Raw genomic sequence first — 25,143 nt, forward strand, 5'->3', positions numbered from 1 at the left:
ATGGGCGAGGCATTCGCTTGATCGGTGGAGCCGATCTTGCTAGGTTAAACGCGTTAAACGAAGGAATGGCGATGCTCGGCGTCCGTCTCGACACGGAATTGGAAGAGCGGCTGGCGGCCGTCGCGCGCACGCAAGGGCGCAGCAAGAGCGATATCGCGCGCGAAGCGGTCCGCCGCTATGTCGACCTGCATGACGAGGCCTATCGCCGTGAGGCGCGCCGTCAATCGACCCGCGCGTCGAAACGCGACACGCCGGAGGATTTCGCCTTCTGGAACGCGCTGGCGAAGGAAGGTGACGCATGACGATCGCCCATGCCGCCATCGTGTTGGCGACGACGAACGAGGGCGAGGGGGGCGGCCACCGCCCGTTCCTGGTCGTCCAGTCGGACCTGTATAACGAGACGCACAACACGATCACCGTCTGCCCGATGACCTCGGTCGTCGGCGGCGAGGCGTTGTTCCGCGTCGCTTTCTCCCCGCGCGAGCATACCGGCCTGACCGTCGAGTGCGAGGTGCAGGTCGACAAGATCCTGTCCATTCCCCGCAATCATATCGTCAAAGTCATCGGCCATGCTTCGCCCACCCGGATGGAGCAGGTCGATCAGGCGTTGCGCCGCTGGCTGATGCTCTGATCCCCTATCAAAGACCCGTAGCTTTCTGGAGAGACCCGATGACCCCGACCGTAAAGGCCATTCTCGACAAATATGAAGGCACGCCCGCCGCGGTGAAGGCCAACCTCGCCCGCATCCTGATGCAGGGCAAGCTGGGCGGCACCGGCAAGGTCATCATCCTGCCGGTCGACCAGGGGTTCGAGCATGGCCCGGCGCGCAGCTTTGCGATCAATCCGCCCGCCTATGACCCGCATTACCATTTCCAGCTCGCGATCGACGCCGGGCTGTCGGCCTATGCCGCGCCGCTGGGCATGCTGGAGGCCGGGGCCGACACGTTCGCGGGGCAGATCCCGACCATCCTGAAGATCAACAGCTCGAACAGCTGGGGCACCTCGATCACTCAGGCGGTGACGGGCAGCGTGCAGGACGCGGTACGGCTGGGCTGCGCGGCGATCGGCTTCACCATCTATCCGGGCTCGGACGGCATCTTCGACGCGATGGACCAGATCGCGATCCTGTCGGCCGAAGCGCGCGATGCGGGTCTGGCCACCGTCATCTGGAGCTATCCGCGCGGCGGCAAGCTGAGCAAGGACGGCGAACTGGCGCTCGACGTCGGCGCCTATGCCGCGCACATGGCCGCACTGCTCGGCGCGCACATCATCAAGGTCAAGCTGCCCAGCGACCATATCGAACAGGCGGAAGCCAAGTCGGCCTATGAGGGCAAGGACTGGTCGAAGCAGTCCGACCGCGTCGCCCATGTCGTCCAGTCCAGCTTTGCGGGCCGCCGCATCGTCGTCTTCTCGGGCGGCGCGGCCAAGGGGGCGGACGCCGTCTATCAGGACGCGCGCGACATTCGCGACGGTGGCGGCAACGGCTCGATCATCGGCCGCAACACCTTCCAGCGCCCGCGCGACGAGGCGCTGGCGATGCTCGACAAGCTGATCGCGATCTACAAGAACGAAGAATAAGTTCTTGCTAGGGTTGGGCGTTCCGGTTGGGGAACCGGGGCGCCCATTCCCGTCCTGTGCACGACAGGTGACGGGGGCCGCGTCAGGCGCTAGGGAGGCGGGATGACGCTTGAAGACGATCCCTTGGGCCCCCTCGATCCGCAATTCGCCGACGCCTTTGTGCGCGACATGCGGCGGCCCCCCTGCCAGCTTTACCTGATCTCGCCGCTCGACGTGACCGGCGGCTTTGCCGACCGGCTGGCGCGCGCGCTCGACGCCGGCCCCGTTGCGGCCTTCCAGTTCCGCGTAAAGGACATGGACCAGCACGCCGCCGCCCGGCTGGCCGAGCCGCTCCAGCGCATCTGCGCGGATCGCGAGGTCGCCTTCATCGTCAACGACAGTATCAGCCTGGCCAAGCGTCTGGGCGCGGACGGCGTGCATTTGGGGCAGGACGATGGCGATGCCCGCGAGGCGCGCGACGCGCTCGGCCCCACGGTTCAGATCGGCGTGACCTGCCACGACAGCCGCCATCTGGCGATGCAGGCCGGTGAGACGGGCGCGGACTATGTCGCGTTCGGCGCCTTCTATCCGACCACGACCAAGGAAACGAAGCACCGTGCCGAGCCGGTGGTCCTGTCCTGGTGGTCGACGCTGTTCGAGCTGCCCTGCGTCGCGATCGGCGGCATCACGCCCGCCAACGCCGCGCCGCTGGTAAAGGCGGGGGCCGATTTCCTCGCGGTGTCGGGCGCGGTGTGGAACGGCGACGAGGCTGCGGCGGTGCAGGCCTTTGCCGAGGTGTTGAAGAAGTAATCTTCCGAACGACGCGGCGAGATTGACTGTATCCCTCCCCTGCAAGGGGAGGGGGGCCAGCGAAGCTGGTGGAGGGGTGTCCCGCTATCGAGAGGGCGACACCCCTCCGTCAGGGCTTTGCCCTGCCACCTCCCCTTGCAGGGGAGGATTAAGTTTGGCCAGTAACCCTCAGGACGATCGGCCCACAACCCGTTCCACTTTGGAAACAAGCGTTCCCCTTCGCGTTACCCATGGTGATACCAACGGGCAAAGGAGCGGGTGCATGAAGAAATTGGCGATCGCCATGGGCGGCGGAGCGGCAATGGCACTGGTGGCAGTGGCGACGCATCCCTCGCCCGCCCCGGCGCAGGAGGTCAAGCCGATCGCGGCCGATGCGATCGACCCCAGCGTCATGCATGTCCAGGTCATCCTGGACCATCTGGGTTTCTCGCCGGGCGTCATCGACGGGCGTCGCGGCATGTCGCTGACCGCTGCGCTGAAGGGCTTTCAGGAGGCGCGCGGCCTGCCCGTCACCGGGGAGCCCGACAGCGCCACGCTCAAGGCGCTCTATCCCTATCGCGGCTGGCGGCCGACGGTGCGCGCGGTAATCGACCAGAAGACGGTCGACGGCCCCTATACCAACCCCTTGCCCAAGGATCCGCCCGAGCAGGCCAAGCTGCCGCGCCTGGGCTATCGCGACGCCATGGAGGCGCTGGGCGAGCGCTTCCATACCACCCCGGCGGTGATCGCCGCGCTCAATCCGGCGGGCACGCAGATCAAGGTCGGGCAGGTCCTGGTCGTGCCCAATTCGTTGCCGACCTCGCGCGCCTATCCGGACGTCTTTCCCTCCGACTGGAAGGCGACACTGAACAGCCTGAACGTCGATGCGCGCCAGCCCAAGGGCGAGAAGATCGTCGTCGACAAATCGGACTCGGTGCTGCGCGTGCTCGACAAGCAGGGCAAGCTGGTCGCGCAGTTCCAGGCGACGATGGGCTCGCAATATGATCCGCTGCCGCTGGGCACGTGGAAGATCTATGGCGCCGACTATAACCCGCAATTCCACTATAACCCGGCGCTGTTCTGGGATGCGGACAAGAATGACCGCAAGGCGATGCTGCCCCCCGGCCCGAACGGCCCGGTCGGGGTGATCTGGATCGATTTGTCCAAGCCGCATTACGGTATCCACGGTACACCGAACCCCGAGACGATCGGGCGGGCGGAAAGCCATGGCTGCATCCGCCTGACCAATTGGGACGTCGCGCGCCTGTCGCTGATGGTCAAGCCGGGCACCCAGGCGGTCTTCCAGGAATGAGCCGCGCACGGGGGACGGGGCCTTTTTCGCGCTTCGGCTGGATCATGCTGGGCGCGATCGTCGTGGTGGTCGGCGGGTTCCTGTCGATGGTATCGTTCGGCAATGGCGGCGTGATGGTGCCCGACGCGCCAGCTCCCAAGGCTTCCGGCGTGGCGGGGCGCTCCGCCGCGCTCGTCATGCCGGTGGCGGGCTTTCCGGTGGCGCGGCTGAACCATGACTGGGGTGATGCGCGCGACGGCGGCGCGCGGCGGCACATGGGCCTGGACATCGTGGCGCCATCGGGCACGCCGGTCGTCGCCGCGTTCGGCGGCACGGTCGAAAAGCTGTTCGAAAGCGGGCGGGGCGGGCACACGCTGTATATCCGTTCGCCCGACCGCCGCTGGACCCTCTATTATGCGCATCTTCGCGGCTATGCCCCGGGGCTGGCCGAGGGGCAGCGCGTCGAGCAGGGGCAGGTCGTGGGGTTCGTCGGCGACAGCGGCAATGCGGGGGCGGGCAACACGCATCTTCACTTCGCGGTCCACTGGATGCGCGCCGGGGACGGCTGGTGGCAGGGCGAGGCGGTCGATCCCTATCCGCTGCTTGCGGGAAAAACCGCTTCGAGCTAAAGCGACCGACACAGGAGGCCGGGCCGCGTTTCGCACCGGTGTCCTTCGCTCTTTCCAGCAGGTTGAAGACCCATGAAGATCAGCGGCGTGGACATTCGTCCCGGCAACATCATCGAGTATGAAGGCGGCATCTGGCGCGCCGTGAAGATTCAGCACACCCAGCCCGGCAAGGGCGGTGCGTATATGCAGGTCGAGATGAAGAACCTCATTGACGGCCGCAAGACGAACGTCCGCTTCCGCTCCGCCGAGACGGTCGAGCGCGTCCGCCTGGACACCAAGGACTTCCAGTTCCTGTTCGCCGAAGGCGACGACCTGACCTTCATGGACAAGGAAACCTATGAGCAGATCACGCTGCCGCGCGACCTGCTGGGCGATGCCGCCGCGTTCCTGCAGGACGGCATGGATGTCGTGATGGAACTGCACGAGGAGCGTCCGATCTCGGTCCAGCTTCCCGACCAGATCGAAGCCACTATCGTTGAGGCCGACGCCGTGGTGAAGGGGCAGACGGCTTCGTCGTCGTACAAGCCCGCCATCCTCGACAATGGCGTGCGCGTGATGGTGCCGCCGCACATCGCCAGCGGCGTGCGCATCGTCGTCGACGTGTACGAACAGACCTACGTCCGCCGCGCGGACTGATGCCCCACGGCGGATGACCGGCGCGACCTGAGCGCGACCCCGTCATCCGCCGTCCCGGCCCGTCGTTCGCGGCGGGCCTTTTCAATTTGGAGCGCCCTGGGACTTGCCGCGGCGCGATCGAAAGGACGATCATGGCCTCGCACTCCGGGCTTCTCACCATCATGGAACGCGCCGCGCGCAAGGCCGCCCCGCGTCTCCGCCGCGACTTCAACGAGGTCCAGCACCTTCAGGTCAGCCGCAAGGGGCCTGCCGACTTCGTGTCGATGGCCGACAAGCGCGCTGAGGAAACGCTGTTCGAGGAACTGCGCAAGGCGCGTCCCGACTGGGGCTTCCTGATGGAGGAGGGCGGCGAGATTGCGGGCGATCCGTCCAAGCCGCGTTTCATCATCGACCCGCTCGACGGCACCTCGAACTTCCTGCACGGCATCCCGCACTTCGCCATCTCGATCGCGGTCGAGGAGCCGCTGGCGAACGGCAAGCGGGAAATCACCACCGGCCTGATCTATCAGCCGCTGACCGACGAGAGCTTCTGGGCCGAGAAGGGCCGGGGCGCCTGGTTGCAGGACGGTCGCCTGCGCGTGTCGTCGCGTCGCGACCTGTCGGAGGCGCTGATCGCCACCGGCATCCCGTTCCTCGGGCATGGCGATTTCGTCCAGTGGAGCCGCATTTTCGGTGCGATCGCACCGCAGGTCGCCGGCATCCGCCGCTTCGGCTCGGCCGCGCTCGACCTCGCCTGGGTCGCGGCGGGCCGTTACGACGGTTTCTGGGAGTCGGGGCTGAAGCCCTGGGACGCGGCGGCGGGCATGCTGCTGGTGCGAGAAGCGGGCGGTTTCGTCAGCGACTTCCGGGGCAGCGACAAGTCGCTGGACCGTGGCGAGTATCTGGCAGCGAACGAGGGCCTGCATTCCAAGCTGCACAAGCTGCTGGCCAACGCGCTGCGTTAAGGATTTGGTGGGATTTGAGCGTGAGAGGCCATTCCTCTTGCGCTCAACCCACTGCATAACCATGTAAAAAACCGAGGATGACGGCGGGTGGCGACGTTCACTTGCGATTCATTCTCATGCCTCCGCTGGCTTGCTCCGGCCGATCCATCGGCCTAAAGCCATCCGCATCCAGTTCCGCATCTGCGAGAGAAAACTTGGTCGATCTGTCGCAATATCTGCCGATCCTCCTGTTCCTGGGCGTTGCCCTGGCACTGTCGACGGCTTTCGTGTTTCTGCCGATGCTCGTGGCGCGCCTGACCGGTGCCCATAAGCCCAACGAGCAGAAGCTGTCCGAATATGAATGCGGCTTCCCCGCGTTCGAAGACCCGCGCAGCCAGTTCGACGTGCGTTTCTACCTCGTCGCGATCCTGTTCATCATCTTCGATCTGGAAGCGGCGTTTCTGTACCCCTGGGCGGTAAGCGTCTTCAGCCTCGGCTGGACCGCCTGGTTTTCGATGATGATCTTCATCGGCGAGCTCGCGCTGGGTCTCGTCTATGCGTGGAAGAAGGGAGCGTTGGATTGGGAGTAAATCTTCACTCCGGTCCGGTTGAGTTCAAGCCCCAGGCCCATGGCGGACCCGCCCATGATGGCCAGGCCGTCATTCAGCCCGATCAGGGCTTTTTCGACGGGCTGAACGGCGAACTGACCGACAAGGGCTTCCTGGTCACCTCGACCGAGGAACTGTTCCAGTGGGCGCGCACCGGCTCGCTCTGGTGGATGACGTTCGGTCTGGCGTGCTGCGCCGTGGAGATGATCCACGTGAACATGCCGCGTTACGATCTGGAGCGTTTCGGCGCCGCGCCGCGCGCATCGCCGCGCCAGTCGGACGTGATGATCGTGGCGGGTACGCTGTGCAACAAGATGGCCCCGGCGCTGCGTCGTGTGTACGACCAGATGTCCAACCCGAAATACGTCATCTCGATGGGCAGCTGCGCCAATGGCGGCGGCTATTATCACTATAGCTATTCGGTGGTGCGCGGCTGTGACCGGATCGTGCCCGTGGACATCTATGTCCCCGGTTGCCCGCCGACCGCCGAGGCGCTGCTGTACGGCGTCATGCAGTTGCAGCGGAAGATCCGCCGCGCCGGGAGCATCGAACGGTGAGGGCGCCTGCTCCCCGTTATGCCGCCAATGACGGCGTGATCGACGCGGCGCGCGCCGCGCTCGGCCCCTGGCTGCTCGACGCGCGCGAGCATGTCGGCGAGGTCGCGCTGGTTGTCGACCGCGCGAACCTCGTGCCCGCCATGATCGCGCTGCGCGATACCAAGGGGCTGGAATATCAGCAGCTCATGGAGATTGCAGGCGTCGACTATCCGGAACGCGACGAGCGTTTCGAGGTGGTCTATTGCCTCCTGTCGCTGACCCGCAACCATCGCCTGCACGTCCATGTCTCGACCGACGAGGACAAGCCGGTGCCGTCGGTGACGGGCCTGTGGCCGGTCGCGGGCTGGCTGGAGCGCGAGGTCTATGACCTGTACGGCGTGCTGTTCTCGGGTAATAGCGACCTGCGTCGTATCCTGACCGATTACGGCTTCCGCGGCCATCCGCTGCGCAAGGACTTCCCGCTGACCGGCTATACCGAGCTGCGGTATTCGGAAGAAGAGAAGCGCGTCGTCTATGAGCCGGTGAAGCTGGCGCAGGACTTCCGCAATTTCGACTTCCAGAGCCCGTGGGAAGGTGCCGATTACGTGCTGCCGGGCGACGAGAAGGGCACGATGCCGCAGGCGGCGGAGGCCAAGACCACCGAGGCCCCCAAGCAGACCGGCGCGGGCCAGCCGCATCCGGGCAACAAGGCCGAGGACAAGCCCAAGAACCCGGACGTCGTGCCGAGCAAGGGCGGAGGACAGAATCAGTGAGCGACTACGTCGACGAACTGCTCCACAAGACGGACGCCGTTGACCCGACCACGGGCGACGTGTCGATCCAGAACTATACGATCAACTTCGGCCCGCAGCATCCGGCGGCGCACGGCGTGCTTCGCCTCGTCATGGAGCTGGACGGCGAGATCGTCGAGCGGGTCGATCCGCATGTCGGCCTGCTCCACCGTGGCACCGAGAAGCTGATCGAATACAAGACCTATTCGCAGGCGCTGCCCTATTTCGATCGCCTCGATTACTGCTCGCCGATGTGCATGGAGCATAGCTTCGTGCTGGCGGTCGAGAAGCTGCTCGACCTGGAAGTGCCGATCCGCGCGCAGTATCTGCGGACGTTCTTCGCCGAGCTGACGCGTATCTCGAACCACATGCTCAACATCGGCAGCCACGTCATGGACGTCGGCGCGATGACGCCGAACCTGTGGCTGTTCGAAATTCGCGAAGACTGCATGAACTTCTATGAGCGGGCCTCGGGCGCGCGCATGCACGCGAATTACTTCCGTGTTGGCGGCGTCCATCAGGACGTGCCGCTCAAGCTGCTGACCGATATCGCCGATTGGCTCGACACCCGTCTGCCGCGCCTGTTCGAGGACGCGATCAGCTTGGTGGCGAACAACCGCATCTTTAAGCAGCGCAACGTCGATATCGCGGTGGTGAACCGCGAGGACGCGATCAAGTGGGGCTTTTCGGGCCCGATGATCCGAGGCTCTGGCATTCCGTGGGATCTGCGCAAGTCGCAGCCCTACGACGCCTATGACAAGGTGGACTTCGACGTGCCGGTGGGCACGAGCGGCGACTGCTATGACCGGTTCATGGTACGCGTCGAGGAAGTGCGCCAGTCGGCCCGCATCATGAAGCAGTGCTTGGCGCAGATGCCCGAAGGTCCGGTGATGGCCACCGACCGCAAGGTCACGCCGCCCAAGCGCGCCGAGATGAAGCGCTCGATGGAAGCGCTGATCCACCACTTCAAGCTCTATACCGAGGGCTATCACGTCCCCGCAGGCGAAGTGTATGTCGCGACCGAAAGCCCGAAGGGCGAGTTCGGCGTGTATCTCGTCTCCGACGGGACCAACAAACCCTATCGCTGCAAGATCCGCCCGACCGCGTTCAGCCATCTGCAGGCCATGGAATTCATGTCCAAGGGCCACATGCTGGCGGATACGACCGCGATCCTGGGCGCGATGGATATCGTGTTCGGGGAGTGCGATCGTTGAGCGTGATCGATACTCCTGCGCGCATCGCGATCGCACGTCAGATGGTCGCGCATTACAATGCGCAGGACGCCGACGCCTATGTCGCGCTGATGACCGAGGATGCCTGCGAAGCGGGTTATCGCGGTGCCGTCCTGCGCGAGGGGCGCGAGGGTGTTCGCTCGGGCCTGAAGGCGATGTTCGCGCAGTTTCCGCAGAACCGCGCCGAGATCGTCGCAGAGCAGGCTTTCGGCGAGACCGTGCTGTTGCATGAAAAGGTCGAACGTGCGCCGGGTGGCGAGGCGTTCGAGGTCATGTCCATCTATTCCTTCGAGAACGACAAGGTGTCGCGCGTGGAGTTCATTCGCTAATGGCCGACGCAGCCATCATCCCCGACGAGGCCGAAGTCCGCGCCCGCTGGGGCAATTTCGCCTGGACGGACGAAAACCAGAAGAAGGCGAACGAGATCCTCGCGCGCTATCCCAAGGGCCGCGAACAGTCTTGCTCGATCCCGTTCCTCGATCTGGCCCAGCGTCAGGTCGGTGCGGAGACGCAGACCCAAGGCTGGTTGCCGGTGCCGGTAATCGAGTTCGTCGCGCGCCAGCTCGGCGTCGCCTATATGCGCATCTATGAGGTCGCGACCTTCTACACGATGTTCAACCTGGCGCCGGTCGGCCGCTATCACGTTCAGGTGTGCGGCACGACGCCGTGCATGTTGCGCGGGTCGGATGACGTGCTGGCGGCCTGCAAGAACAAGGGGCTGATCAAGGGCAAGACCACGCCCGACGGCATGTTCACGCTGACCGAGGTCGAGTGCATGGGCAACTGCGCCTCGGCCCCGATGGTCCAGATCAATGACGACAATTTCGAGGATCTGGATTACGACCGCACGGTCACGATCCTTGAAGCGCTGGCCCGTGGCGAAAGCCCCAAGACCGGCACGCAGGAGCCGGGTCGCCATACGGTCGAGCCGATCGGCGGTCCGACCACGCTGACCGCCATGGTCGGCGACAATCACGACTATCGCGGGGAGTGGGGCGCATAATGCTCGCTGACAAGGACCGCATTTTCACCAATCTCTACGGCTATCAGCCGTGGAACGTCGACGCGGCGATGAAGCGCGGCGATTGGGACAATACCAAGGCGCTGCTGGAGCTGGGCCAGGACAAGATCATCGACGTCATCAAGGCGTCGGGTCTGCGCGGGCGCGGCGGTGCGGGCTTCCCGACCGGCATGAAGTGGAGCTTCATGCCCAAGGAACCGCGCCCCGACCGGCCGAGCTTCCTGGTCATCAACGCCGACGAGTCCGAGCCCGGTTCGTGCAAGGACCGCGAGATCATCCGCCACGATCCGCACAAGCTGATCGAGGGCGCGCTGGTCGCGGGCTTCGCGATGCGCGCGCGGGCGGCCTATATCTACATTCGCGGCGAATATATCCGCGAGGCCGAGACGCTGTTCGCGGCGGTGGCCGAGGCGTATGACCGGGGCTTCCTGGGCAAGAACGCCTGTGGCTCGGGCTATGACTTCGACGTCTTCGTCCATCGTGGTGCCGGCGCGTACATCTGCGGCGAAGAGACCGCGATGATCGAAAGCCTGGAAGGCAAGAAGGGCCAGCCGCGCCTGAAGCCGCCTTTCCCGGCGGGTGCTGGCCTCTATGGCTGCCCGACGACGGTCAACAACGTCGAGTCGATCGCGGTCGCCCCGACGATCCTGCGGCGCGGTGCCGAGTGGTTCTCGTCCTTCGGGCGCGAGAACAACAAGGGCACCAAGCTCTTCCAGATCTCCGGCCATGTCGATCGTCCCTGCGTGGTCGAGGAAAGCATGTCGATCAGTTTCCGCGAGCTGATCGAGAAGCATTGCGGCGGCATTCGTGGCGGCTGGGACAATCTGCTCGCGGTGATCCCGGGCGGGTCGTCGGTACCGCTGGTGCCTGCCGCCGAGATCATGGACGCGCCGATGGACTTCGACGGCCTGAAGGCGGTCGGATCGGGCCTCGGCACGGCGGCCGTCATCGTTATGGACAAGTCGACCGACATCGTCCGCGCGATCAGCCGTCTGTCCTATTTCTATAAGCATGAGAGCTGCGGCCAGTGCACGCCGTGCCGTGAAGGCACCGGCTGGATGTGGCGCGTGATGGAGCGGATGCGCACTGGCGATGCCGATGTGTCCGAGATCGACACGCTGTTCCAGGTGACGAAGCAGGTCGAAGGCCACACCATCTGCGCGCTCGGCGACGCGGCGGCCTGGCCGATCCAGGGCCTGATCCGCCACTTCCGCCCGGAGATGGAACGCCGGATCCGTGAACGCAAAGGCGAGACGGGCGGCAACGCCCCGATGATGGAAGCTGCCGAATAATGCCTAAGGTCAAAGTCGACGGCGTCGAGATCGAGGTGCCGCAGGGCGCCACCGTGCTGCAGGCCTGTGAGCTTGCCGGCAAGGAAATCCCGCGTTTCTGCTATCACGAGCGGCTGTCCATCGCGGGCAACTGCCGCATGTGCCTGGTCGAGGTGAAGCCGGGCCCCCCCAAGCCGCAGGCGTCCTGCGCGCTTCCGGCGGCGGACAATCAGGAAATCTTCACCACCACCCCGATGGTGAAGGCCGCGCGCGAAGGCGTGATGGAATTCCTGCTGATCAACCACCCGCTGGACTGCCCGATCTGCGATCAGGGCGGCGAGTGCGACCTGCAGGATCAGTCCATGGCCTATGGCAAGGGCCATAGCCGCTATGACGAGAACAAGCGGGCCGTCACCGAGAAATATATGGGGCCGATCGTCAAGACGGTCATGACCCGCTGCATCCAGTGCACCCGCTGCGTCCGCTTTGCCGAAGAGGTTGCGGGCGTGGAGGAGATCGGCGCGATCTATCGCGGCGAGAACATGCAGATCACCTCGTATCTCGAACAGGCCGTGTCGAGCGAGTTGTCGGGCAATGTCGTCGACCTGTGCCCGGTGGGTGCGCTGACGTCCAAGCCCTATGCGTTCGAGGCGCGTCCCTGGGAGCTGAAGAAGACGCTCGCCATCGACGTGATGGACGCGGTCGGCACCAACATCCGCCTTGACAGCCGTGGTCGTCAGGTGCTGCGCTGCGTGCCGCGCATCAACGACGAGGTGAATGAGGAGTGGGCGAGCGACAAGACGCGTCACGCGATCGACGGTCTGGTCCGTCGTCGTCTCGACCGTCCGTTTATCCGCCGCGACGGCAAGCTGGTGCCCGCCACCTGGGACGAGGCCTTCGCCGCGATCCGTGACGTGAACGCCGGTTCGAGCGTCGCCGCCATCGCCGGTGATCTGGTCGATTGCGAGACGATGTTCGCGGCCAAGGCGCTGCTGGCCAAGATGGGCTCGTCGCTGCTCGAAGGTCGTCAGACCGGCATGGACTATGACGTGTCCAGCCTGGCGGCGGTCAACTTCAACACGACCATCGCGGGCGTCGAGCGCGCCGATGCGATCCTGCTGATCGGCACCAATCTGCGCTGGGAAGCGCCGCTGGTGAACACGCGCATCCGCAAGGCCATCAAGAAGGGTGCCAAGGTCTTCGCGATCGGCCCCGAGACCGACCTGACCTATAAGGTCGAGTGGCTGGGCGCCGACCTGTCGGTGCTGGGCAACCTGCCTGAGGCCGTGGCGGAGCTGTTCGGCAAGGCCGCGCGTCCGATGGTGATCGTCGGTGGTGGCGCGCTGAAGGGTGCGCATGGCGCGAGCCTGAAGCTGGTTGACCAGTTCAATCTGGTGCGGACGCTGGAGGATGGTTCGGCCTGGAACGGCTATAACGTCGTTCACATGGCGGCGTCGCGCATGGGCGGGCTGATGCTCGGCTATGCGCAGAAGGGCGGCATCGCCGACGTGGTTGCGGCCGCGCCGAAGCTGGCCTTCTTCCTGGGCGCCGACGAGGTTGATTTCGCCAAGTTCGGCAGCAGCTTCAAGGTGTTCGTCGGCCATCATGGCGACAAGGGTGCGCATCACGCCGATGTCATCCTGCCGGGCGCGACCTTTGCCGAGAAGTCGGGCACCTGGGTCAATCTGGAAGGCCGGGTGCAGCGGGGCGACCGTGCGGTCTTCGCACCGGGCGACGCGCGCGACGACTGGACGATCTTCCGCGCGCTGTCCGAAGTGCTGGGCCAGACCCTGAGCTTCGACACGCTCGAGGATCTGCGCGCCGCCATGGCGGCCGAGGTTCCGGCGCTGGGCCGGCTCGGCCTGGTGACCTTCGACTGGGCCGCGCCGTCGCTGAACGTGACCGCGTCCGGCACGCTCGACGGTTATCCCGTCAAGGATTTCTACCTCACCAACGCGATCTGCCGCGCCAGCCCGACGATGCAGCGCTGCTCGGTCGAACTGGTCCATGGTGAGAGCTATGCGGAGGCAGCGGAGTGACCGCGTTTTTCAACACGACGCTCGGCCTTCCTTATGGCTGGGCCTGGGGGATCGCGACGCTCGTCGGGATCCTGGCGATCGCGCTGCCGCTGATGCTGGCCGTTGCGATGGTCATCTATGTCGACCGCAAGATCTGGGCGGCGATGGCGCTGCGCCGGGGGCCGAACGTGGTCGGTCCTTTTGGTCTGCTCCAGTCGTTCGCCGACGGTCTGAAGGTCTTCCTTCAGGAAACCATCGTTCCCTCGGCTGCCAATCGTGGGCTGTTCCTGCTGGCGCCTATCATCACCTTCACGGTCGCGCTGATCGTTTGGGCGGTGGTGCCGTTCCAGCCGGGTGTCGTCGTCGCCAACATCAATGTCGGCCTGCTCTATGTTCTCGCCGCCTCGTCCTTGGGCGTGTACGGCGTAATCCTGTCGGGCTGGGCGTCGAACTCGAAATATCCGTTCTACTCGGCGCTCCGTGCGGCCGCGCAGATGGTGTCCTATGAAGTCGCGATCGGCTTCATCCTGATTTCGGTCGTGATGTGGTCGGGCAGTTTCAACCTGACGGCGATTGTCGAGGCGCAGAAGAGTGTGCTGAACACGGGCGTCAACGGCTTCTTCCTGAACCCGCTGCTCTTCCCGATGGCGATCATGTTCTTCATCTCGGCGCTGGCCGAGACGCAGCGTGCACCGTTCGATCTGACCGAAGCGGAGTCGGAGCTCGTCGCGGGTTACCAGACCGAATACAGCTCGATGTCGTTCGCGCTGTTCTGGCTGGGTGAATATGCCAACGTCATCCTGATGTGCGCGCTGAACGCGATCCTGTTCTGGGGCGGCTATCTGCCGCCGGTGAACTGGGCGCCGCTCTATGTCGTGCCGGGTATCGTCTGGCTGTTGCTGAAGATGTGCTTCTTCTTCTTCGTCTTTTCCTGGGTGAAGGCGACCGTGCCGCGCTATCGGTACGACCAGCTGATGCGGCTGGGCTGGAAGGTATTCCTGCCGGTGTCGCTGTTCTGGGTATTCTTGGTGTCTGGCGTGCTGATGTTCGCGCGCGTGGGAGTTCCGGCATGAGCGTCGCTCAGTACGTCAAGGCTTTTACGCTGTGGGAGTTCGTGAAGGGGCACGCGCTGACCCTTCGCTACTTCTTCAAGCCGAAGGCGACGATCAACTATCCGTTCGAGAAGAACCCGATCAGCCCGCGCTTCCGGGGTGAGCACGCGCTGCGTCGCTACCCCAATGGCGAGGAGCGGTGCATCGCGTGCAAGCTGTGCGAGGCGATTTGCCCCGCCCAGGCGATCACGATCGAGGCGGAACCCCGCGACGATGGCAGCCGCCGCACGACGCGGTACGACATCGACATGACCAAGTGCATCTATTGCGGGCTGTGCCAGGAGGCGTGCCCGGTCGATGCGATCGTCGAGGGTCCGAACTTCGAATTTTCGACCGAGACCCGCGAAGAGCTGATCTACGACAAGTCGAAGTTGCTCGATAACGGTGACCGCTGGGAAAGCGCGATCGCGGCGAACCTTGCCGCCGATGCGCCGTACCGTTAAAGCCCGCGACCAACGGTTCGGGGCGGACAGAAAAGGGGCCTGACAGGCAGTGATACAGGCTATCGCCTTCTATATTTTCGCGACCGTGGTGATCGTGTCCGCAGGGCTCACGATCGCGTCGCGGAATCCGGTGCACTCGGTCATGTGGCTGATCCTGGCGTTCTTCAACGCCGCGGGCCTCATGGTGCTGTGCGGGGCCGAGTTCATCGCGATGCTGCTGGTCATCGTGTATGTGGGCGCGGTCGCGGTGCTGTTCCTCTTCGTCGTCATGATGCTCGATATCGAGGTCGCGGCGATGCGGGCGGGCTTTGCGCGCTATCTGCCGCTGGGCCTTGCGCTCGCGGTCGCGCTGCTGGCCGAGGTCATCATCGCGTTCCAGGCGTGGAGCGTCGGCGGCGTGCAGTTGGCGGCCCGTGCCGCGCCGATCGCACCGGAGGTGTCCAACATCCAGGCGATCGGCAACCTGCTGTACACGCGCTACCTTTTCATCTTCGAGGGGGCAGGCCTGGTCCTGCTCGTCGCGATGATCGGCGCGATCGTGCTCACGCATCGCAAGCGTGGCGGCGTCCGTCCGCAGAACATCGCCAAGCAGAATGCGCGTCAGCCGCATGAGGCGATCCGCAATATCAATCAGCCCATCGGGCAGGGGGTGGAACTGTGACGATCGGTCTCGTCCATTATCTGGTCGTCGCGGCGATCCTGTTCACCATGGGGGTGCTGGGTATCTTCCTCAACCGGAAGAACCTGATCGTCATCCTCATGGCGATCGAACTCATCCTGCTCGCCGTGAACCTGAACCTCGTCGCCTTTTCGGCCGCGCTTCAGGATCTGGTGGGGCAGGTCTTCGCCATGTTCGTGCTGACCGTGGCCGCCGGTGAATCGGCGATCGGTCTGGCGATCCTGGTCATCTATTTCCGTGGCCGCGGCACCATCGCGGTCGACGACGTCAACCGGATGAAGGGGTAATCGGGTTGATCCTCGCTATCGTCTTCCTGCCGTTGCTGGCCGCCGCCATTGCGGGGTTCGGCAACAAGGCCATCGGGAACGTGCCCGCCAAGGTCGTCACGACCGGCGCGCTGTTCATTTCCTGTGCCCTCTCATGGCCGATCTTCATCGGCTATCTGTCGGGCCACAATGTCGCGACCGTGACGCCGGTGCTCCACTGGATCACCAGCGGCACCATGTCGGTCGACTGGGCGCTGCGCGTCGACTCGCTGACCGCGATCATGCTGGTGGTCATCACCAGCGTCTCGGCGCTCGTCCACCTCTATAGCTGGGGCTATATGAGCGAAGAGCCGGATCAGCCGCGCTTCTTCGCCTATCTCTGCCTCTTCACCTTCGCGATGCTGATGCTCGTGACGGCGGACAATCTGGTCCAGATGTTCTTCGGTTGGGAAGGCGTGGGTCTTGCGTCCTACCTGCTGATCGGCTTCTGGTTCCGCAAGCCATCGGCCAATGCGGCCGCGATCAAGGCGTTCGTCGTCAACCGCGTCGGCGATCTCGGCTTCATGCTCGGCATCTTCGGCACCTTCCTGGTGTTCGGGACCGTCTCGATCCCCGCGATCCTGGCCGCCGCGCCGGGCATGGCCGGATCGACCATCGGCTTCCTGGGCTATCGGTTCGACACGATGACGGTGCTCTGCCTGCTGCTGTTCGTCGGCGCGATGGGCAAGTCGGCGCAGCTCGGTCTCCACACCTGGCTGCCGGACGCGATGGAAGGCCCGACCCCGGTGTCGGCGCTGATCCACGCGGCGACCATGGTGACCGCGGGCGTGTTCATGGTGTGCCGCCTGTCGCCGATGTTCGAAACCTCGCCGACCGCTTTGGGCGTCATCACCGTTATCGGTGCCATGACCTGCTTCTTTGCCGCCACCGTCGGCACGGTGCAGACCGACATCAAGCGCGTCATCGCCTATTCGACCTGTTCGCAGCTCGGCTACATGTTCTTCGCCGCCGGTGTCGGCGCCTATGGCGCGGCGATGTTCCACCTGTTCACGCACGCCTTCTTCAAGGCGCTGCTGTTCCTGGGTGCGGGCTCGGTGATCCATGCGATGCATCACGAGCAGGACATGCGCTATTATGGCGGTCTGCGTCGTCACATCCCGGTTACTTTCTGGGCGATGATGATGGGCACGCTGGCCATCACCGGCGTCGGTATCCCGGCTCTGTTCGGCAATCCGATGGCATTCGGTTTCGCGGGTTTCCATTCGAAGGACGCGATCATCGAAGTGGCCTATGCGGGTGGTTCGGGCTTTGCCTTCTGGGCGGGCGTGATCGCCGCGCTGCTGACCAGCTTCTACTCCTGGCGCCTGATGTTCCTGACCTTCTGGGGCAAGCCGCGCTGGACCGGGTCGGAGCATATCCAGCATGCGATCCATGACGCGCATGGACACGGCCATGACGATCATGCGCACGGCCACGCCCATGATGCGCATCACAACGATGCGCATTCGGAGGATGCCGGTCACGAGCCGGATACGCACGCTGCGGGTCATGCCGACATGCCGGAAGGTACCGGCGGCTATCATCCGCATGAGAGCCCGCTGGTCATGCTGATCCCGCTGATCGTCCTGTCGATCGGTGCGATCGCGGCGGGCTTCGTCTTCCACGGCTGGTTCATCGAGCCGGAGTCGGGCGAAACCTATTGGAAGGGCGCGGTCGCCTTCAACGAGCATCTGATGCATTCGATGCACGGCGTGCCGGTGTGGGTGAAGCTGTCGGCGACGGTGGTGATGCTGCTCGGTCTGCTGACCGCGTATCTGACCTATATCCGTGCACCGGAGTTCCCGGCCAAGTTCGCGGACCAGTTCCGCATCCTGTACCGCTTCCTCCTCAACAAATGGTATTTCGACGAGATCTACCATTTCCTCTTCGTGCGCCCCGCCTTCGCGATCGGCCGGTTGCTTTGGCACCGTGGCGACGAGAAGACGATCGACCGCTTCGGCCCCAATGGTGTCGCCTGGCTTGTCCAGCAGGGCAGCAAGGGTGCGGCGCGCTTCCAGACGGGATACCTTTACAGCTATGCCTTCGTCATGTTGATCGGCCTGACCGCCGCCGTCACCTGGGCCATTTTGGGTTGATCGCGTGATGCAGGGCTTCCCGATCCTCTCCGTCATGCTGGCGGTCCCGGCTGTTGCCGCGATCGCCTGCCTCTTCCTCAACGCGCAAGGCGCGCGCCTGCTGGCGCTGGCCGCCACGCTGGTCGACTTCGTGCTGGGCATCGTGCTCTGGACGCAGTTCGACGTGGGCGGCGCCCAGTGGCAGTTCGTCGAACATGCCCCGGGCATCTTCGGCCCGTTCGGCTGGTCGCTGGGCATCGACGGCTTCGCGCTGCTGCTGATCATGCTCAGCGTCTTCCTGATGCCGATCTGCATCGGGGCCAGCTGGCGCGCGATCGACAAGCGCGTGCCCGAATATATGGGCCTGTTCCTGTTCACCGAAGTGCTGATGATCGGCACCTTCGCGGCGCAGGACCTGTTCCTCTTCTACGTCTTCTTCGAAGCTGGCCTGATCCCGATGTACCTGATCATCGGCATCTGGGGTGGGGCGAACCGCATCTACGCGTCGTACAAGTTCTTCCTGTACACGCTGCTTGGCTCGCTGCTGATGTTCGTCGCGATGCTCTATATGGCGCGCACGGCGGGCACGACCTCGATCCCGGCGCTGCTGGCCTATGACTTCCCGGCTTCGGTTCAGACCTGGTTGTGGATCGCCTTCTTCGCCTCGTTCGCGGTCAAGATGCCGATGTGGCCGGTCCACACCTGGCTTCCCGACGCGCACGTGCAGGCGCCGACGGCGGGTTCGGTCATCCTGGCGGGCGTGCTGCTGAAGCTGGGCGGCTATGGCTTCCTGCGCTTCCTGCTGCCGATGTTCCCGGAAGCGAGCGGACAGCTGACCTGGCTGATCTTCGCGCTGTCGGCGGTGGCCGTGATCTATGCTTCGCTGGTCGCGCTGGTACAGTCCGACATGAAGAAGCTGATCGCCTATTCGTCGGTCGCGCACATGGCGATCGTGACCATCGGCCTGTTTGCCTTCAACCAGCAGGGCATCGAAGGCGCGATGATCATGATGCTCAGCCACGGTCTGGTGTCGGGCGCGCTCTTCCTGTGCGTCGGTGTCATCTACGACCGGCTGCACACCCGTGAGATCGCGCGCTATGGCGGGCTGTCGATCAACATGCCGCGCTATGCCGTGTTCTTCCTCTTCTTCACCATGGCGTCGATCGGTCTGCCGGGCACCAGCGGCTTCGTCGCCGAGTTCCTGTCGCTGATGGGCACTTATCAGGTGTCGACCTGGACGGCGCTGTTGTGCACCACCGGCATCATCCTGGGTGCGGCGTATATGCTCTACCTTTACCGGCGGGTCGCTTATGGCGAGATCAAGTCGGACGAGGTCGCGGCGATGTCCGACATGTCGGCGCGCGAGCTTTGGCTTCTCGCACCGATCGCGGCGGTCACGCTGTGGATGGGTGTCTATCCGGAGAGCTTCCTGGCGCCGATGCGGAACGACGTGAAGATCCTGCTTCAGCGGATCGACCGGGCGAACCCCGGTTCGGACAGCCGTCCGACCGCTGGCAACCCCGCGCTGGCTGTCACCCATGCCCCTGAGCACCAAGCTGCGCACGGGGAGGCGCACTGATGAGCTATTCGTTGAACCTTTTGATGGTCCTGCCCGAACTGGTGCTGACCGTCGGCGCGATCGCGCTGATGCTGGTCGCCGCCTGGGGTGGGAATGCCGCGACGCGTGGCATCTCCATTGCCGCGGTGTTCGTGCTGGCGGGGGCGATGGTCGCTCTGGCTGGTCCGGCCACCACGGGCGGGCTTGCCTTTGGCGGCCTGTACCGGGCGGATGCCTTTGCGGGTTTCGCCAAGGTCTTGATCTATCTGGCGACCGCCGTGGCGATCATCATGGCACCGCGTTTCTTCGCCCGTTCGCCGGGTGAGGATTTGCGGCCCGAATATCCCATCCTCATGCTGCTCTCTTCGGTCGGCATGGGCATGATGGTGTCGGCGGGCGATCTCCTGACCCTCTATGTCGGTCTCGAACTGCAGAGCCTGTCGGCCTATGTGCTGGCCAGCTTCATGCGTCGCGACGGGCGTTCGGCCGAAGCGGGCCTGAAATATTTCGTCCTGGGCGCATTGGCCTCGGGCATCCTGCTCTATGGCATCTCGCTGGTATACGGCTTCTCGGGCTCGACCGACTTTGCCCAGATCGCCGGTGCCTATGGTCGCGACGCCGCCACCGGCACGCGTTCGCTGGGTATGATGTTCGGCTTGGTCTTCGTCTTCGCCGGCCTGGCATTCAAGATGTCGGCGGTGCCGTTCCACATGTGGACCCCGGACGTCTATGAGGGCGCGCCGACCCCGGTAACGGCCTTCTTCGCCTCCGCCCCTAAGGTCGCGGCGATGGCGCTGGCAGTGCGTGTCGCCGTCGAGGCGATGGGCTCGGCCGCGCAGCAGTGGCAGCAGATCGTGACCTTCGCGGCACTCGCGTCGATCATCCTGGGCGCGGTCGCGGCGATCGGACAGACGAACATCAAGCGGCTGCTCGCCTATTCGTCGATCAACAATGTCGGCTTTGCGCTGATCGGTCTGGCGGCGGGCACGGCGCAGGGCGTCGCGGCGGTGCTGACCTACCTCACCATCTACGTCATCATGACGCTGGGTGCATTCCTGATCGTCATTCGTATGCGTGACGAGAATGGCAATCCGCTCGAGTCGATCTCCAGCCTGTCGGGCTTGTCGCGCACGCGCCCGGCACTCGCCTGGGCAATGGCGTTCTTCATGTTCTCGGTCGCGGGCATTCCGCCGCTGCTCGGCTTCTATGCCAAGTTCGCGGTGTTCAATGCGGCGGTCGCGGCGGGGCTGTTCCCGCTGGCGGTGATCGGTGTCGTCGCCTCGGTGATCGGTGCCTATTATTACCTGCGTATCATCAAGACGATGTTCTTCGATGAGCCCGCAGGGGCCTGGGATAACAGCGATGCCCAGCCGGTCGAGAACGGCCTGATCGCCCTGTCGGCGCTGTTCGTCTCGCCCTTCGGTTACCTGGCGATCCCGCTGCTCGGCGCATGGTCGCTGGCGGCGGCACGGGCGCTGTTCTGAGCCGATTGCTGCACGTCCCGGAAACGGGATCGACCAATGCCGATCTTCGCCAGCTTGCCGAGGCAGGCGGCGAAGACGGTCTTTGGCTCCGCGCCGACCGCCAGACGGCGGGGCGCGGACGCCAGGGGCGGGACTGGTCGTCGCCCTATGGTAATTATTATGGTTCGACGCTCGTCCGGCTTCGCACGGGCGATCCGATGGCGGCAACGCTGGCGCTGGTCGCGGCGATCGCAATCGAGGACGCGGTTCGGACCTGTCTTCCGAAAATCGGTGCGCGGCTTGCGCTGAAATGGCCGAACGATCTGATGATCGACGGTGCCAAGCTGTCGGGTATCTTGTTGGAGCGGACCGGCGATGCGGTCATCATCGGCATGGGGATCAATCTGGCGTCGGCCCCGCACATACCCGACCGCGCCACGACCGCGCTGGTCGATCATGGCGTCGATGTCGCGCCCGCGACGATGCAGGCGCTGCTTGCCGACGCCATGACGCGCTGGCTGGCGGTCTGGCGAGTGGAGGGGCTGGCCGGCATCATCGAACGCTGGGAGGCGCGGGCGCATCCGCGCGGTACCCCGCTGACGGCACGCCTGCCCGACGGACAGGTGCTGACCGGTCTGTTCGACGGGCTGGCGAGCGACGGCGCGCTACGGCTCGGCTTGGCGGACGGCACGGCCCATGTCATCCATGCCGGCGACATCTTCCTGGTCTGAGGGACAATCATGCTGCTTGCGATCGATGCCGGGAACACGAACGTGGTCTTCGCTCTGCTCGAAGGGCGCACGATCAAGGGCCGCTGGCGCATCGCGACTGATCCGCGCCGGACGGGCGACGAATATGCGGTCTGGCTCAGCCAGTTACTGGCGCTGGAGGGGTATGCGCGAGAGGATGTGACCGGCGTGATCATCGCCACGGTCGTGCCGCGCGCCCTCCACAACCTTCAGGTGCTGGCGCAGAAATATTTCAAGGTCGATCCCCTGATCGCAGGACGTGCGCCGGTGGAGTGGGGGATCGCGATCGACGTGGACGAGCCCGCATCGCTGGGTGCCGACCGCGCGGTGAACACGATCGCGGCGCACGAGCTCCATCCCGGCGACCTGATCACCATCGACTTCGGCACCGCGACGACGTTCGACATCAGCGACTATCAAGGCGCGTATAAGGGCGGCATCATCGCGCCGGGCATCAACCTGTCGCTCGACGCGCTGGTCACCGCCGCGGCCAAGCTGCCGCGTATCGCGATCGAGGCGCCCGAGAGCCGCAGCGTCATCGGCCGGAACACGGTGGACCAGATGCATATCGGCATCTTCTGGGGCTATGTCGCGATGATCGAGGGACTGGTTGCGCGGCTGAAGGCGCAGGTGGGACGCCCGGTCAAGGTGCTCGCAACCGGCGGTCTGGCTGCGCTTCTGAGCCCGCACACGGATGTTTTCGATCATATCGAACCCGACCTGACCATTCAGGGGCTGGCGATCCTGTGGGAACGGGCCCATATCGGTTGAACGAGTTTCGGTTCGGACAGCCCGCGAAGATCCGCCGGGCGTTCGAAACCGCAAGAGAGATGACCGCGCCCTGACCGGCGCAATCCCTATGCCCCTTGACCCCGCTTGCAGCGGGGCGGGGGTCCTACTGTCAGGAAATGAATGACTCCGAAGAAAGAATTGCTGTTCTGCGCGCTCGGTGGGTCGGGCGAAATCGGCATGAACGTGAACCTGTACGGCACCGAAGGTAAGTGGGTGATGGTCGATTGCGGCATCACCTTTGCCGACCCGGCCTATCCCGGCATCGACGTGATCCTGCCCGATCTGAGCTTTATCGAGGACCGGCTGGACGATCTGGTCGGCATCGTGCTGACCCATGGTCACGAAGACCATATCGGGGCGTTGCCCTATCTGGCCGAAGATCTGGGCGTGCCGATCTATGCCACCGCCTTTACCGCAGGCCTGGTCCGTGGCAAGCTGGAGGAAGAGGGAAGCGCCAACCGCGTCAAGATCCGCGTGATGGAGACGGCCAAGACGTTCGAGGTCGGCCCGTTCGACTTCACCTTCGTGCCGTTGTCGCACTCGATCCCCGAGGCGAACGCCCTGCTGATCGAGACGGCGGTCGGCCGCGTATTCCACACCGGCGACTGGAAGCTCGACCAGACCCCGGTCATCGGCAAGCCCGCCAGCCCCGCGCAACTGGCGTCGATCGGCGACATGGGCGTCGACGTGCTGGTGTGCGATTCGACCAATGCCTTCAACACCGAAGCTTCGGGTTCGGAAGCCAGCGTGCGTCCGGGCATCACGGAGACGGTCGCCAAGGCCAAGGGACGCGTCGTCGTCACGACCTTCGCCTCCAATGCCGCGCGTCTGGTGACGCTGGGCGAAGTGGCCAAGGAGACGGGACGCAAGCTGTGCGTCACCGGCCGCTCGCTCGACCGGATCCTGAAGGTCGGCAAGGCCTGCGGCTACTTCAAGGGTTTCCCCGAAACGGTGGACCCGGAAACCGCGATGCGCCTGCCCAAGGACCGCGTACTGATCGTCGCGACTGGCGGCCAGGGCGAGCCGCGCGCGGCGCTATCGCGCATCGCCGAGGGCAGCCATACGATCCGGCTTGACACCGGTGACACGGTGATCTTCTCGGCGCGCCAGATTCCGGGCAACGAGACGGCGGTTGGCCGTATCCAGAACATCCTGGCGGGCAAGGGCGTCCGCATGGTCACCGAGCGTCAGGCGCATGTCCATGTGTCGGGCCATCCGGGCCAGCCCGAACTGGCGCAGATGTACAAGTGGCTGCGCCCCCGCACACTGATGCCGGTGCATGGCGAGATGCGCCACATGATGGAACATGCACGCTTCGCAACGACGCAGGGTGTGCCGCAGACGCTTGTCCAGTCGGACGGCGACATGGTCCGCCTGTTGCCCGGCAACGCCACCAAGATCGGCAATGTGCCGGTCGGGCGGCTGGTGCTGGACGGCGACGTCATCCTGCCGTCGGACGGCTCGACGATGAACGAGCGGCGCAAGCTGGCGATCAACGGGCAAATCTCGGTGGGTGTTGCGGTCGCCAAGGGGCGGCTGGTCGGCAGCCCGCAGATTCGTGTGCAAGGCGTGCCCGTCGAGGACGAGCGCGATGCCTTCATCGCCGAGGCGGTCGCCGCCGCGGCCAAGGCCGTCGATGGCGGACGTCGCGGCACCGACAAGCTGCGAGAGGATATCCGCCTGTCGGTGCGCAAGGTCGCGACGCGCTGGACCGGCAAGAAGCCGATCGTCGACGTCCTGCTGATCGAGGGCTGATGCCATGCACTGGACGTCGGCGCTTGCGATCTACGTCCTGTTCTGGTTCCTCGCCGTGTTCCTGGTCCTGCCCTTCGGGGTCAGGACCACGCACGAGCTGGGGGAGCAGCATATCCGCGGCACCGCCGAAAGCGCGCCGCATGTGTTCCTGATCGGGCGCTTCTTCGTGCGGACCACGATCGTCGCGACGGTGATGTTCGCGGCCTTTTACCTGAATTACGTGAATGGCTGGATCACGGCCGACATGCTCGATTGGACCGGGGTCAGCCGGGGTATCTAATGGCCGGCTCGCGCTCGTTGCCGCCGATATCCTTTCCGCTTGAGGAGGTCGAGGCGCTGGTGCTGGGCGCGCGCTGGGTCGCCGAACATGCGGCCCCGGAGGCGGCGGGAGCGGCGCGACAGGCGGTTGCGCGTATCATGGACGCGCTGACGCCGGAGCAGGCCGAGGCGATCCGGGGCATTGCGCTGTTCGTCGGTCCGCATGCCGATGACGCATTCGACGAACTCGACTTCGACCCTGCGCCTCTGCACGCTTCTATCCAGAGCGAACGGCGGCTGGCCCTCTGTTATGAGGATGGGGCGGGGGAGGTGACCGACAGGGTCATCTGGCCATTCGCGATGGCGTTGTTCGACCGGGCTGAGGTGCTGCTTGGCTGGTGCGAATTGCGACGTGATTACCGGACCTTTCGCATCGACCGGATCGTCGCGGCACGGGTGTTACTCGACCGCTATCCCCGCCCGCGCGCGGTGCTGCTGGGCGAATGGCGTCAGGCGGATGGGGTGCCGCATGAACGGTTCCGGCTTGTCGAACGCGGCGTGGGTGAGAGGTGAGATCGGGGCATGGCCTTCGACCTCGCTCAGGCTGAACGGCGGGTGTGGCGTGAGCCTATTCGCCTTGACCGTCGCCGGT

Annotated in this window: 28 protein-coding genes; all 28 read left to right on the forward strand. The window is 64.8% G+C overall.

The genetic code is table 11. From position 1 onward, the window contains the following. The first annotated feature begins 71 nt into the window (after positions 1–71). The 28 genes from relB (at position 72) to SOM26_RS08085 (ending at position 25,064) form a co-directional block, all read left to right on the forward strand. Positions 72–302, forward strand: a complete 231-nt coding sequence (relB, locus tag SOM26_RS07950) for a type II toxin-antitoxin system RelB family antitoxin (protein ID WP_058733351.1) — start codon at positions 72–74, stop codon at positions 300–302. Beyond that, positions 299–631 (forward strand): type II toxin-antitoxin system PemK/MazF family toxin, encoded by a 333-nt coding sequence (locus SOM26_RS07955; RefSeq protein ID WP_320452179.1) that lies wholly within the window; start codon positions 299–301, stop codon positions 629–631. Before relB ends, SOM26_RS07955 begins: the two co-directional genes overlap by 4 nt. A 38-nt stretch (positions 632–669) precedes the next feature. After that, positions 670–1,578: a class I fructose-bisphosphate aldolase gene (locus SOM26_RS07960; protein WP_320452180.1), complete on the forward strand. Its 909-nt coding sequence runs from the start codon at positions 670–672 to the stop codon at positions 1,576–1,578. 102 nt (positions 1,579–1,680) lie between these two features. Beyond that, positions 1,681–2,367 (forward strand): thiamine phosphate synthase, encoded by a 687-nt coding sequence (gene thiE, locus SOM26_RS07965; protein WP_320452181.1) that lies wholly within the window; start codon positions 1,681–1,683, stop codon positions 2,365–2,367. A gap of 262 nt (positions 2,368–2,629) precedes the next feature. Further along, positions 2,630–3,658 (forward strand): L,D-transpeptidase family protein, encoded by a 1,029-nt coding sequence (locus tag SOM26_RS07970; protein WP_320452182.1) that lies wholly within the window; start codon positions 2,630–2,632, stop codon positions 3,656–3,658. Beyond that, entirely contained in the window at positions 3,655–4,266 is a 612-nt protein-coding gene (locus SOM26_RS07975) for a M23 family metallopeptidase (protein WP_320452183.1), read from the forward strand. Before SOM26_RS07970 ends, SOM26_RS07975 begins: the two co-directional genes overlap by 4 nt. 72 nt (positions 4,267–4,338) lie before the next feature. Then, on the forward strand, positions 4,339–4,902 hold the full coding sequence (efp, locus tag SOM26_RS07980) for an elongation factor P (protein WP_267433648.1): 564 nt from the start codon (positions 4,339–4,341) through the stop codon (positions 4,900–4,902). Between the two features lie 131 nt (positions 4,903–5,033). Beyond that, positions 5,034–5,846: an inositol monophosphatase family protein gene (locus tag SOM26_RS07985; RefSeq protein ID WP_320452184.1), complete on the forward strand. Its 813-nt coding sequence runs from the start codon at positions 5,034–5,036 to the stop codon at positions 5,844–5,846. A 194-nt stretch (positions 5,847–6,040) separates the two neighbouring features. Next, the gene (gene ndhC, locus SOM26_RS07990) at positions 6,041–6,415 is read left to right on the forward strand and encodes an NADH-quinone oxidoreductase subunit A (protein WP_294200152.1); all 375 of its coding nucleotides are present in this window, start codon (positions 6,041–6,043) and stop codon (positions 6,413–6,415) included. Then, positions 6,406–6,990 carry a NuoB/complex I 20 kDa subunit family protein gene (locus tag SOM26_RS07995; RefSeq protein ID WP_373424634.1) on the forward strand — a complete coding sequence of 195 codons (585 nt, stop codon included), beginning with the start codon at positions 6,406–6,408 and terminating at the stop codon, positions 6,988–6,990. Before ndhC ends, SOM26_RS07995 begins: the two co-directional genes overlap by 10 nt. Then, positions 6,987–7,742: an NADH-quinone oxidoreductase subunit C gene (locus SOM26_RS08000; RefSeq protein WP_320452185.1), complete on the forward strand. Its 756-nt coding sequence runs from the start codon at positions 6,987–6,989 to the stop codon at positions 7,740–7,742. Before SOM26_RS07995 ends, SOM26_RS08000 begins: the two co-directional genes overlap by 4 nt. Beyond that, positions 7,739–8,974 (forward strand): NADH-quinone oxidoreductase subunit D, encoded by a 1,236-nt coding sequence (locus SOM26_RS08005; protein ID WP_320452186.1) that lies wholly within the window; start codon positions 7,739–7,741, stop codon positions 8,972–8,974. The genes SOM26_RS08000 and SOM26_RS08005 overlap by 4 nt, the downstream gene beginning before the upstream one ends. Positions 8,975–9,015: 41 nt before the next feature. Beyond that, on the forward strand, positions 9,016–9,321 hold the full coding sequence (locus SOM26_RS08010; protein WP_320452370.1) for a nuclear transport factor 2 family protein: 306 nt from the start codon (positions 9,016–9,018) through the stop codon (positions 9,319–9,321). Continuing rightward, positions 9,321–9,995, forward strand: a complete 675-nt coding sequence (locus SOM26_RS08015) for a complex I 24 kDa subunit family protein (protein WP_320452187.1) — start codon at positions 9,321–9,323, stop codon at positions 9,993–9,995. Before SOM26_RS08010 ends, SOM26_RS08015 begins: the two co-directional genes overlap by 1 nt. Further along, complete coding sequence (gene nuoF / locus SOM26_RS08020) at positions 9,995–11,305, forward strand: NADH-quinone oxidoreductase subunit NuoF (RefSeq protein WP_042483195.1); 1,311 nt, start codon at positions 9,995–9,997, stop codon at positions 11,303–11,305. Before SOM26_RS08015 ends, nuoF begins: the two co-directional genes overlap by 1 nt. Beyond that, positions 11,305–13,323 (forward strand): NADH-quinone oxidoreductase subunit NuoG, encoded by a 2,019-nt coding sequence (gene nuoG, locus SOM26_RS08025; RefSeq protein WP_320452188.1) that lies wholly within the window; start codon positions 11,305–11,307, stop codon positions 13,321–13,323. The genes nuoF and nuoG overlap by 1 nt, the downstream gene beginning before the upstream one ends. Further along, entirely contained in the window at positions 13,320–14,375 is a 1,056-nt protein-coding gene (gene nuoH / locus SOM26_RS08030; protein ID WP_320452189.1) for an NADH-quinone oxidoreductase subunit NuoH, read from the forward strand. The genes nuoG and nuoH overlap by 4 nt, the downstream gene beginning before the upstream one ends. Continuing rightward, positions 14,372–14,857 carry an NADH-quinone oxidoreductase subunit NuoI gene (nuoI, locus tag SOM26_RS08035; protein ID WP_042483186.1) on the forward strand — a complete coding sequence of 162 codons (486 nt, stop codon included), beginning with the start codon at positions 14,372–14,374 and terminating at the stop codon, positions 14,855–14,857. The genes nuoH and nuoI overlap by 4 nt, the downstream gene beginning before the upstream one ends. Positions 14,858–14,906: 49 nt before the next feature. Continuing rightward, entirely contained in the window at positions 14,907–15,518 is a 612-nt protein-coding gene (locus tag SOM26_RS08040) for an NADH-quinone oxidoreductase subunit J (RefSeq protein WP_007404217.1), read from the forward strand. Further along, positions 15,515–15,823 carry an NADH-quinone oxidoreductase subunit NuoK gene (nuoK, locus tag SOM26_RS08045; RefSeq protein WP_007404079.1) on the forward strand — a complete coding sequence of 103 codons (309 nt, stop codon included), beginning with the start codon at positions 15,515–15,517 and terminating at the stop codon, positions 15,821–15,823. The genes SOM26_RS08040 and nuoK overlap by 4 nt, the downstream gene beginning before the upstream one ends. Next, entirely contained in the window at positions 15,823–17,937 is a 2,115-nt protein-coding gene (gene nuoL / locus SOM26_RS08050; RefSeq protein WP_320452371.1) for an NADH-quinone oxidoreductase subunit L, read from the forward strand. The genes nuoK and nuoL overlap by 1 nt, the downstream gene beginning before the upstream one ends. A 7-nt stretch (positions 17,938–17,944) precedes the next feature. Then, a complete protein-coding gene (locus tag SOM26_RS08055) occupies positions 17,945–19,495 on the forward strand; it encodes an NADH-quinone oxidoreductase subunit M (protein ID WP_320452372.1) in 1,551 nt (516 codons plus the stop codon). Further along, positions 19,495–20,958, forward strand: a complete 1,464-nt coding sequence (nuoN, locus tag SOM26_RS08060) for an NADH-quinone oxidoreductase subunit NuoN (protein ID WP_320452190.1) — start codon at positions 19,495–19,497, stop codon at positions 20,956–20,958. Before SOM26_RS08055 ends, nuoN begins: the two co-directional genes overlap by 1 nt. Then, positions 20,925–21,668, forward strand: a complete 744-nt coding sequence (locus SOM26_RS08065; RefSeq protein ID WP_320452191.1) for a biotin--[acetyl-CoA-carboxylase] ligase — start codon at positions 20,925–20,927, stop codon at positions 21,666–21,668. The genes nuoN and SOM26_RS08065 overlap by 34 nt, the downstream gene beginning before the upstream one ends. 9 nt (positions 21,669–21,677) lie before the next feature. Then, positions 21,678–22,457 carry a type III pantothenate kinase gene (locus tag SOM26_RS08070; RefSeq protein ID WP_320452192.1) on the forward strand — a complete coding sequence of 260 codons (780 nt, stop codon included), beginning with the start codon at positions 21,678–21,680 and terminating at the stop codon, positions 22,455–22,457. 141 nt (positions 22,458–22,598) lie between these two features. Further along, positions 22,599–24,233 carry a ribonuclease J gene (locus SOM26_RS08075; RefSeq protein WP_320452193.1) on the forward strand — a complete coding sequence of 545 codons (1,635 nt, stop codon included), beginning with the start codon at positions 22,599–22,601 and terminating at the stop codon, positions 24,231–24,233. A gap of 4 nt (positions 24,234–24,237) precedes the next feature. Next, positions 24,238–24,513: a DUF1467 family protein gene (locus SOM26_RS08080; RefSeq protein WP_320452194.1), complete on the forward strand. Its 276-nt coding sequence runs from the start codon at positions 24,238–24,240 to the stop codon at positions 24,511–24,513. Beyond that, entirely contained in the window at positions 24,513–25,064 is a 552-nt protein-coding gene (locus tag SOM26_RS08085) for a helix-turn-helix transcriptional regulator (RefSeq protein ID WP_320452195.1), read from the forward strand. The genes SOM26_RS08080 and SOM26_RS08085 overlap by 1 nt, the downstream gene beginning before the upstream one ends. Positions 25,065–25,143 lie beyond the last annotated feature (79 nt).

Source organism: Sphingomonas sp. CFBP8993, assembly GCF_034044895.1.
Taxonomy (GTDB): Bacteria; Pseudomonadota; Alphaproteobacteria; order Sphingomonadales; family Sphingomonadaceae; genus Sphingomonas.

Coding starts and splice junctions, on each gene's coding strand:
- relB (WP_058733351.1), top strand. CDS start 72: ATGCTCGGCGTCCGTCTCGACACGGAATTGGAAGAGCGGCTGGCGGCC.
- SOM26_RS07955 (WP_320452179.1), top strand. CDS start 299: ATGACGATCGCCCATGCCGCCATCGTGTTGGCGACGACGAACGAGGGC.
- SOM26_RS07960 (WP_320452180.1), top strand. CDS start 670: ATGACCCCGACCGTAAAGGCCATTCTCGACAAATATGAAGGCACGCCC.
- thiE (WP_320452181.1), top strand. CDS start 1,681: ATGACGCTTGAAGACGATCCCTTGGGCCCCCTCGATCCGCAATTCGCC.
- SOM26_RS07970 (WP_320452182.1), top strand. CDS start 2,630: ATGAAGAAATTGGCGATCGCCATGGGCGGCGGAGCGGCAATGGCACTG.
- SOM26_RS07975 (WP_320452183.1), top strand. CDS start 3,655: ATGAGCCGCGCACGGGGGACGGGGCCTTTTTCGCGCTTCGGCTGGATC.
- efp (WP_267433648.1), top strand. CDS start 4,339: ATGAAGATCAGCGGCGTGGACATTCGTCCCGGCAACATCATCGAGTAT.
- SOM26_RS07985 (WP_320452184.1), top strand. CDS start 5,034: ATGGCCTCGCACTCCGGGCTTCTCACCATCATGGAACGCGCCGCGCGC.
- SOM26_RS08010 (WP_320452370.1), top strand. CDS start 9,016: ATGGTCGCGCATTACAATGCGCAGGACGCCGACGCCTATGTCGCGCTG.
- SOM26_RS08015 (WP_320452187.1), top strand. CDS start 9,321: ATGGCCGACGCAGCCATCATCCCCGACGAGGCCGAAGTCCGCGCCCGC.
- nuoF (WP_042483195.1), top strand. CDS start 9,995: ATGCTCGCTGACAAGGACCGCATTTTCACCAATCTCTACGGCTATCAG.
- nuoG (WP_320452188.1), top strand. CDS start 11,305: ATGCCTAAGGTCAAAGTCGACGGCGTCGAGATCGAGGTGCCGCAGGGC.
- nuoI (WP_042483186.1), top strand. CDS start 14,372: ATGAGCGTCGCTCAGTACGTCAAGGCTTTTACGCTGTGGGAGTTCGTG.
- SOM26_RS08055 (WP_320452372.1), top strand. CDS start 17,945: ATGCAGGGCTTCCCGATCCTCTCCGTCATGCTGGCGGTCCCGGCTGTT.
- nuoN (WP_320452190.1), top strand. CDS start 19,495: ATGAGCTATTCGTTGAACCTTTTGATGGTCCTGCCCGAACTGGTGCTG.
- SOM26_RS08065 (WP_320452191.1), top strand. CDS start 20,925: ATGGTCGCTGGCGGCGGCACGGGCGCTGTTCTGAGCCGATTGCTGCAC.
- SOM26_RS08070 (WP_320452192.1), top strand. CDS start 21,678: ATGCTGCTTGCGATCGATGCCGGGAACACGAACGTGGTCTTCGCTCTG.
- SOM26_RS08075 (WP_320452193.1), top strand. CDS start 22,599: ATGACTCCGAAGAAAGAATTGCTGTTCTGCGCGCTCGGTGGGTCGGGC.
- SOM26_RS08080 (WP_320452194.1), top strand. CDS start 24,238: ATGCACTGGACGTCGGCGCTTGCGATCTACGTCCTGTTCTGGTTCCTC.
- SOM26_RS08085 (WP_320452195.1), top strand. CDS start 24,513: ATGGCCGGCTCGCGCTCGTTGCCGCCGATATCCTTTCCGCTTGAGGAG.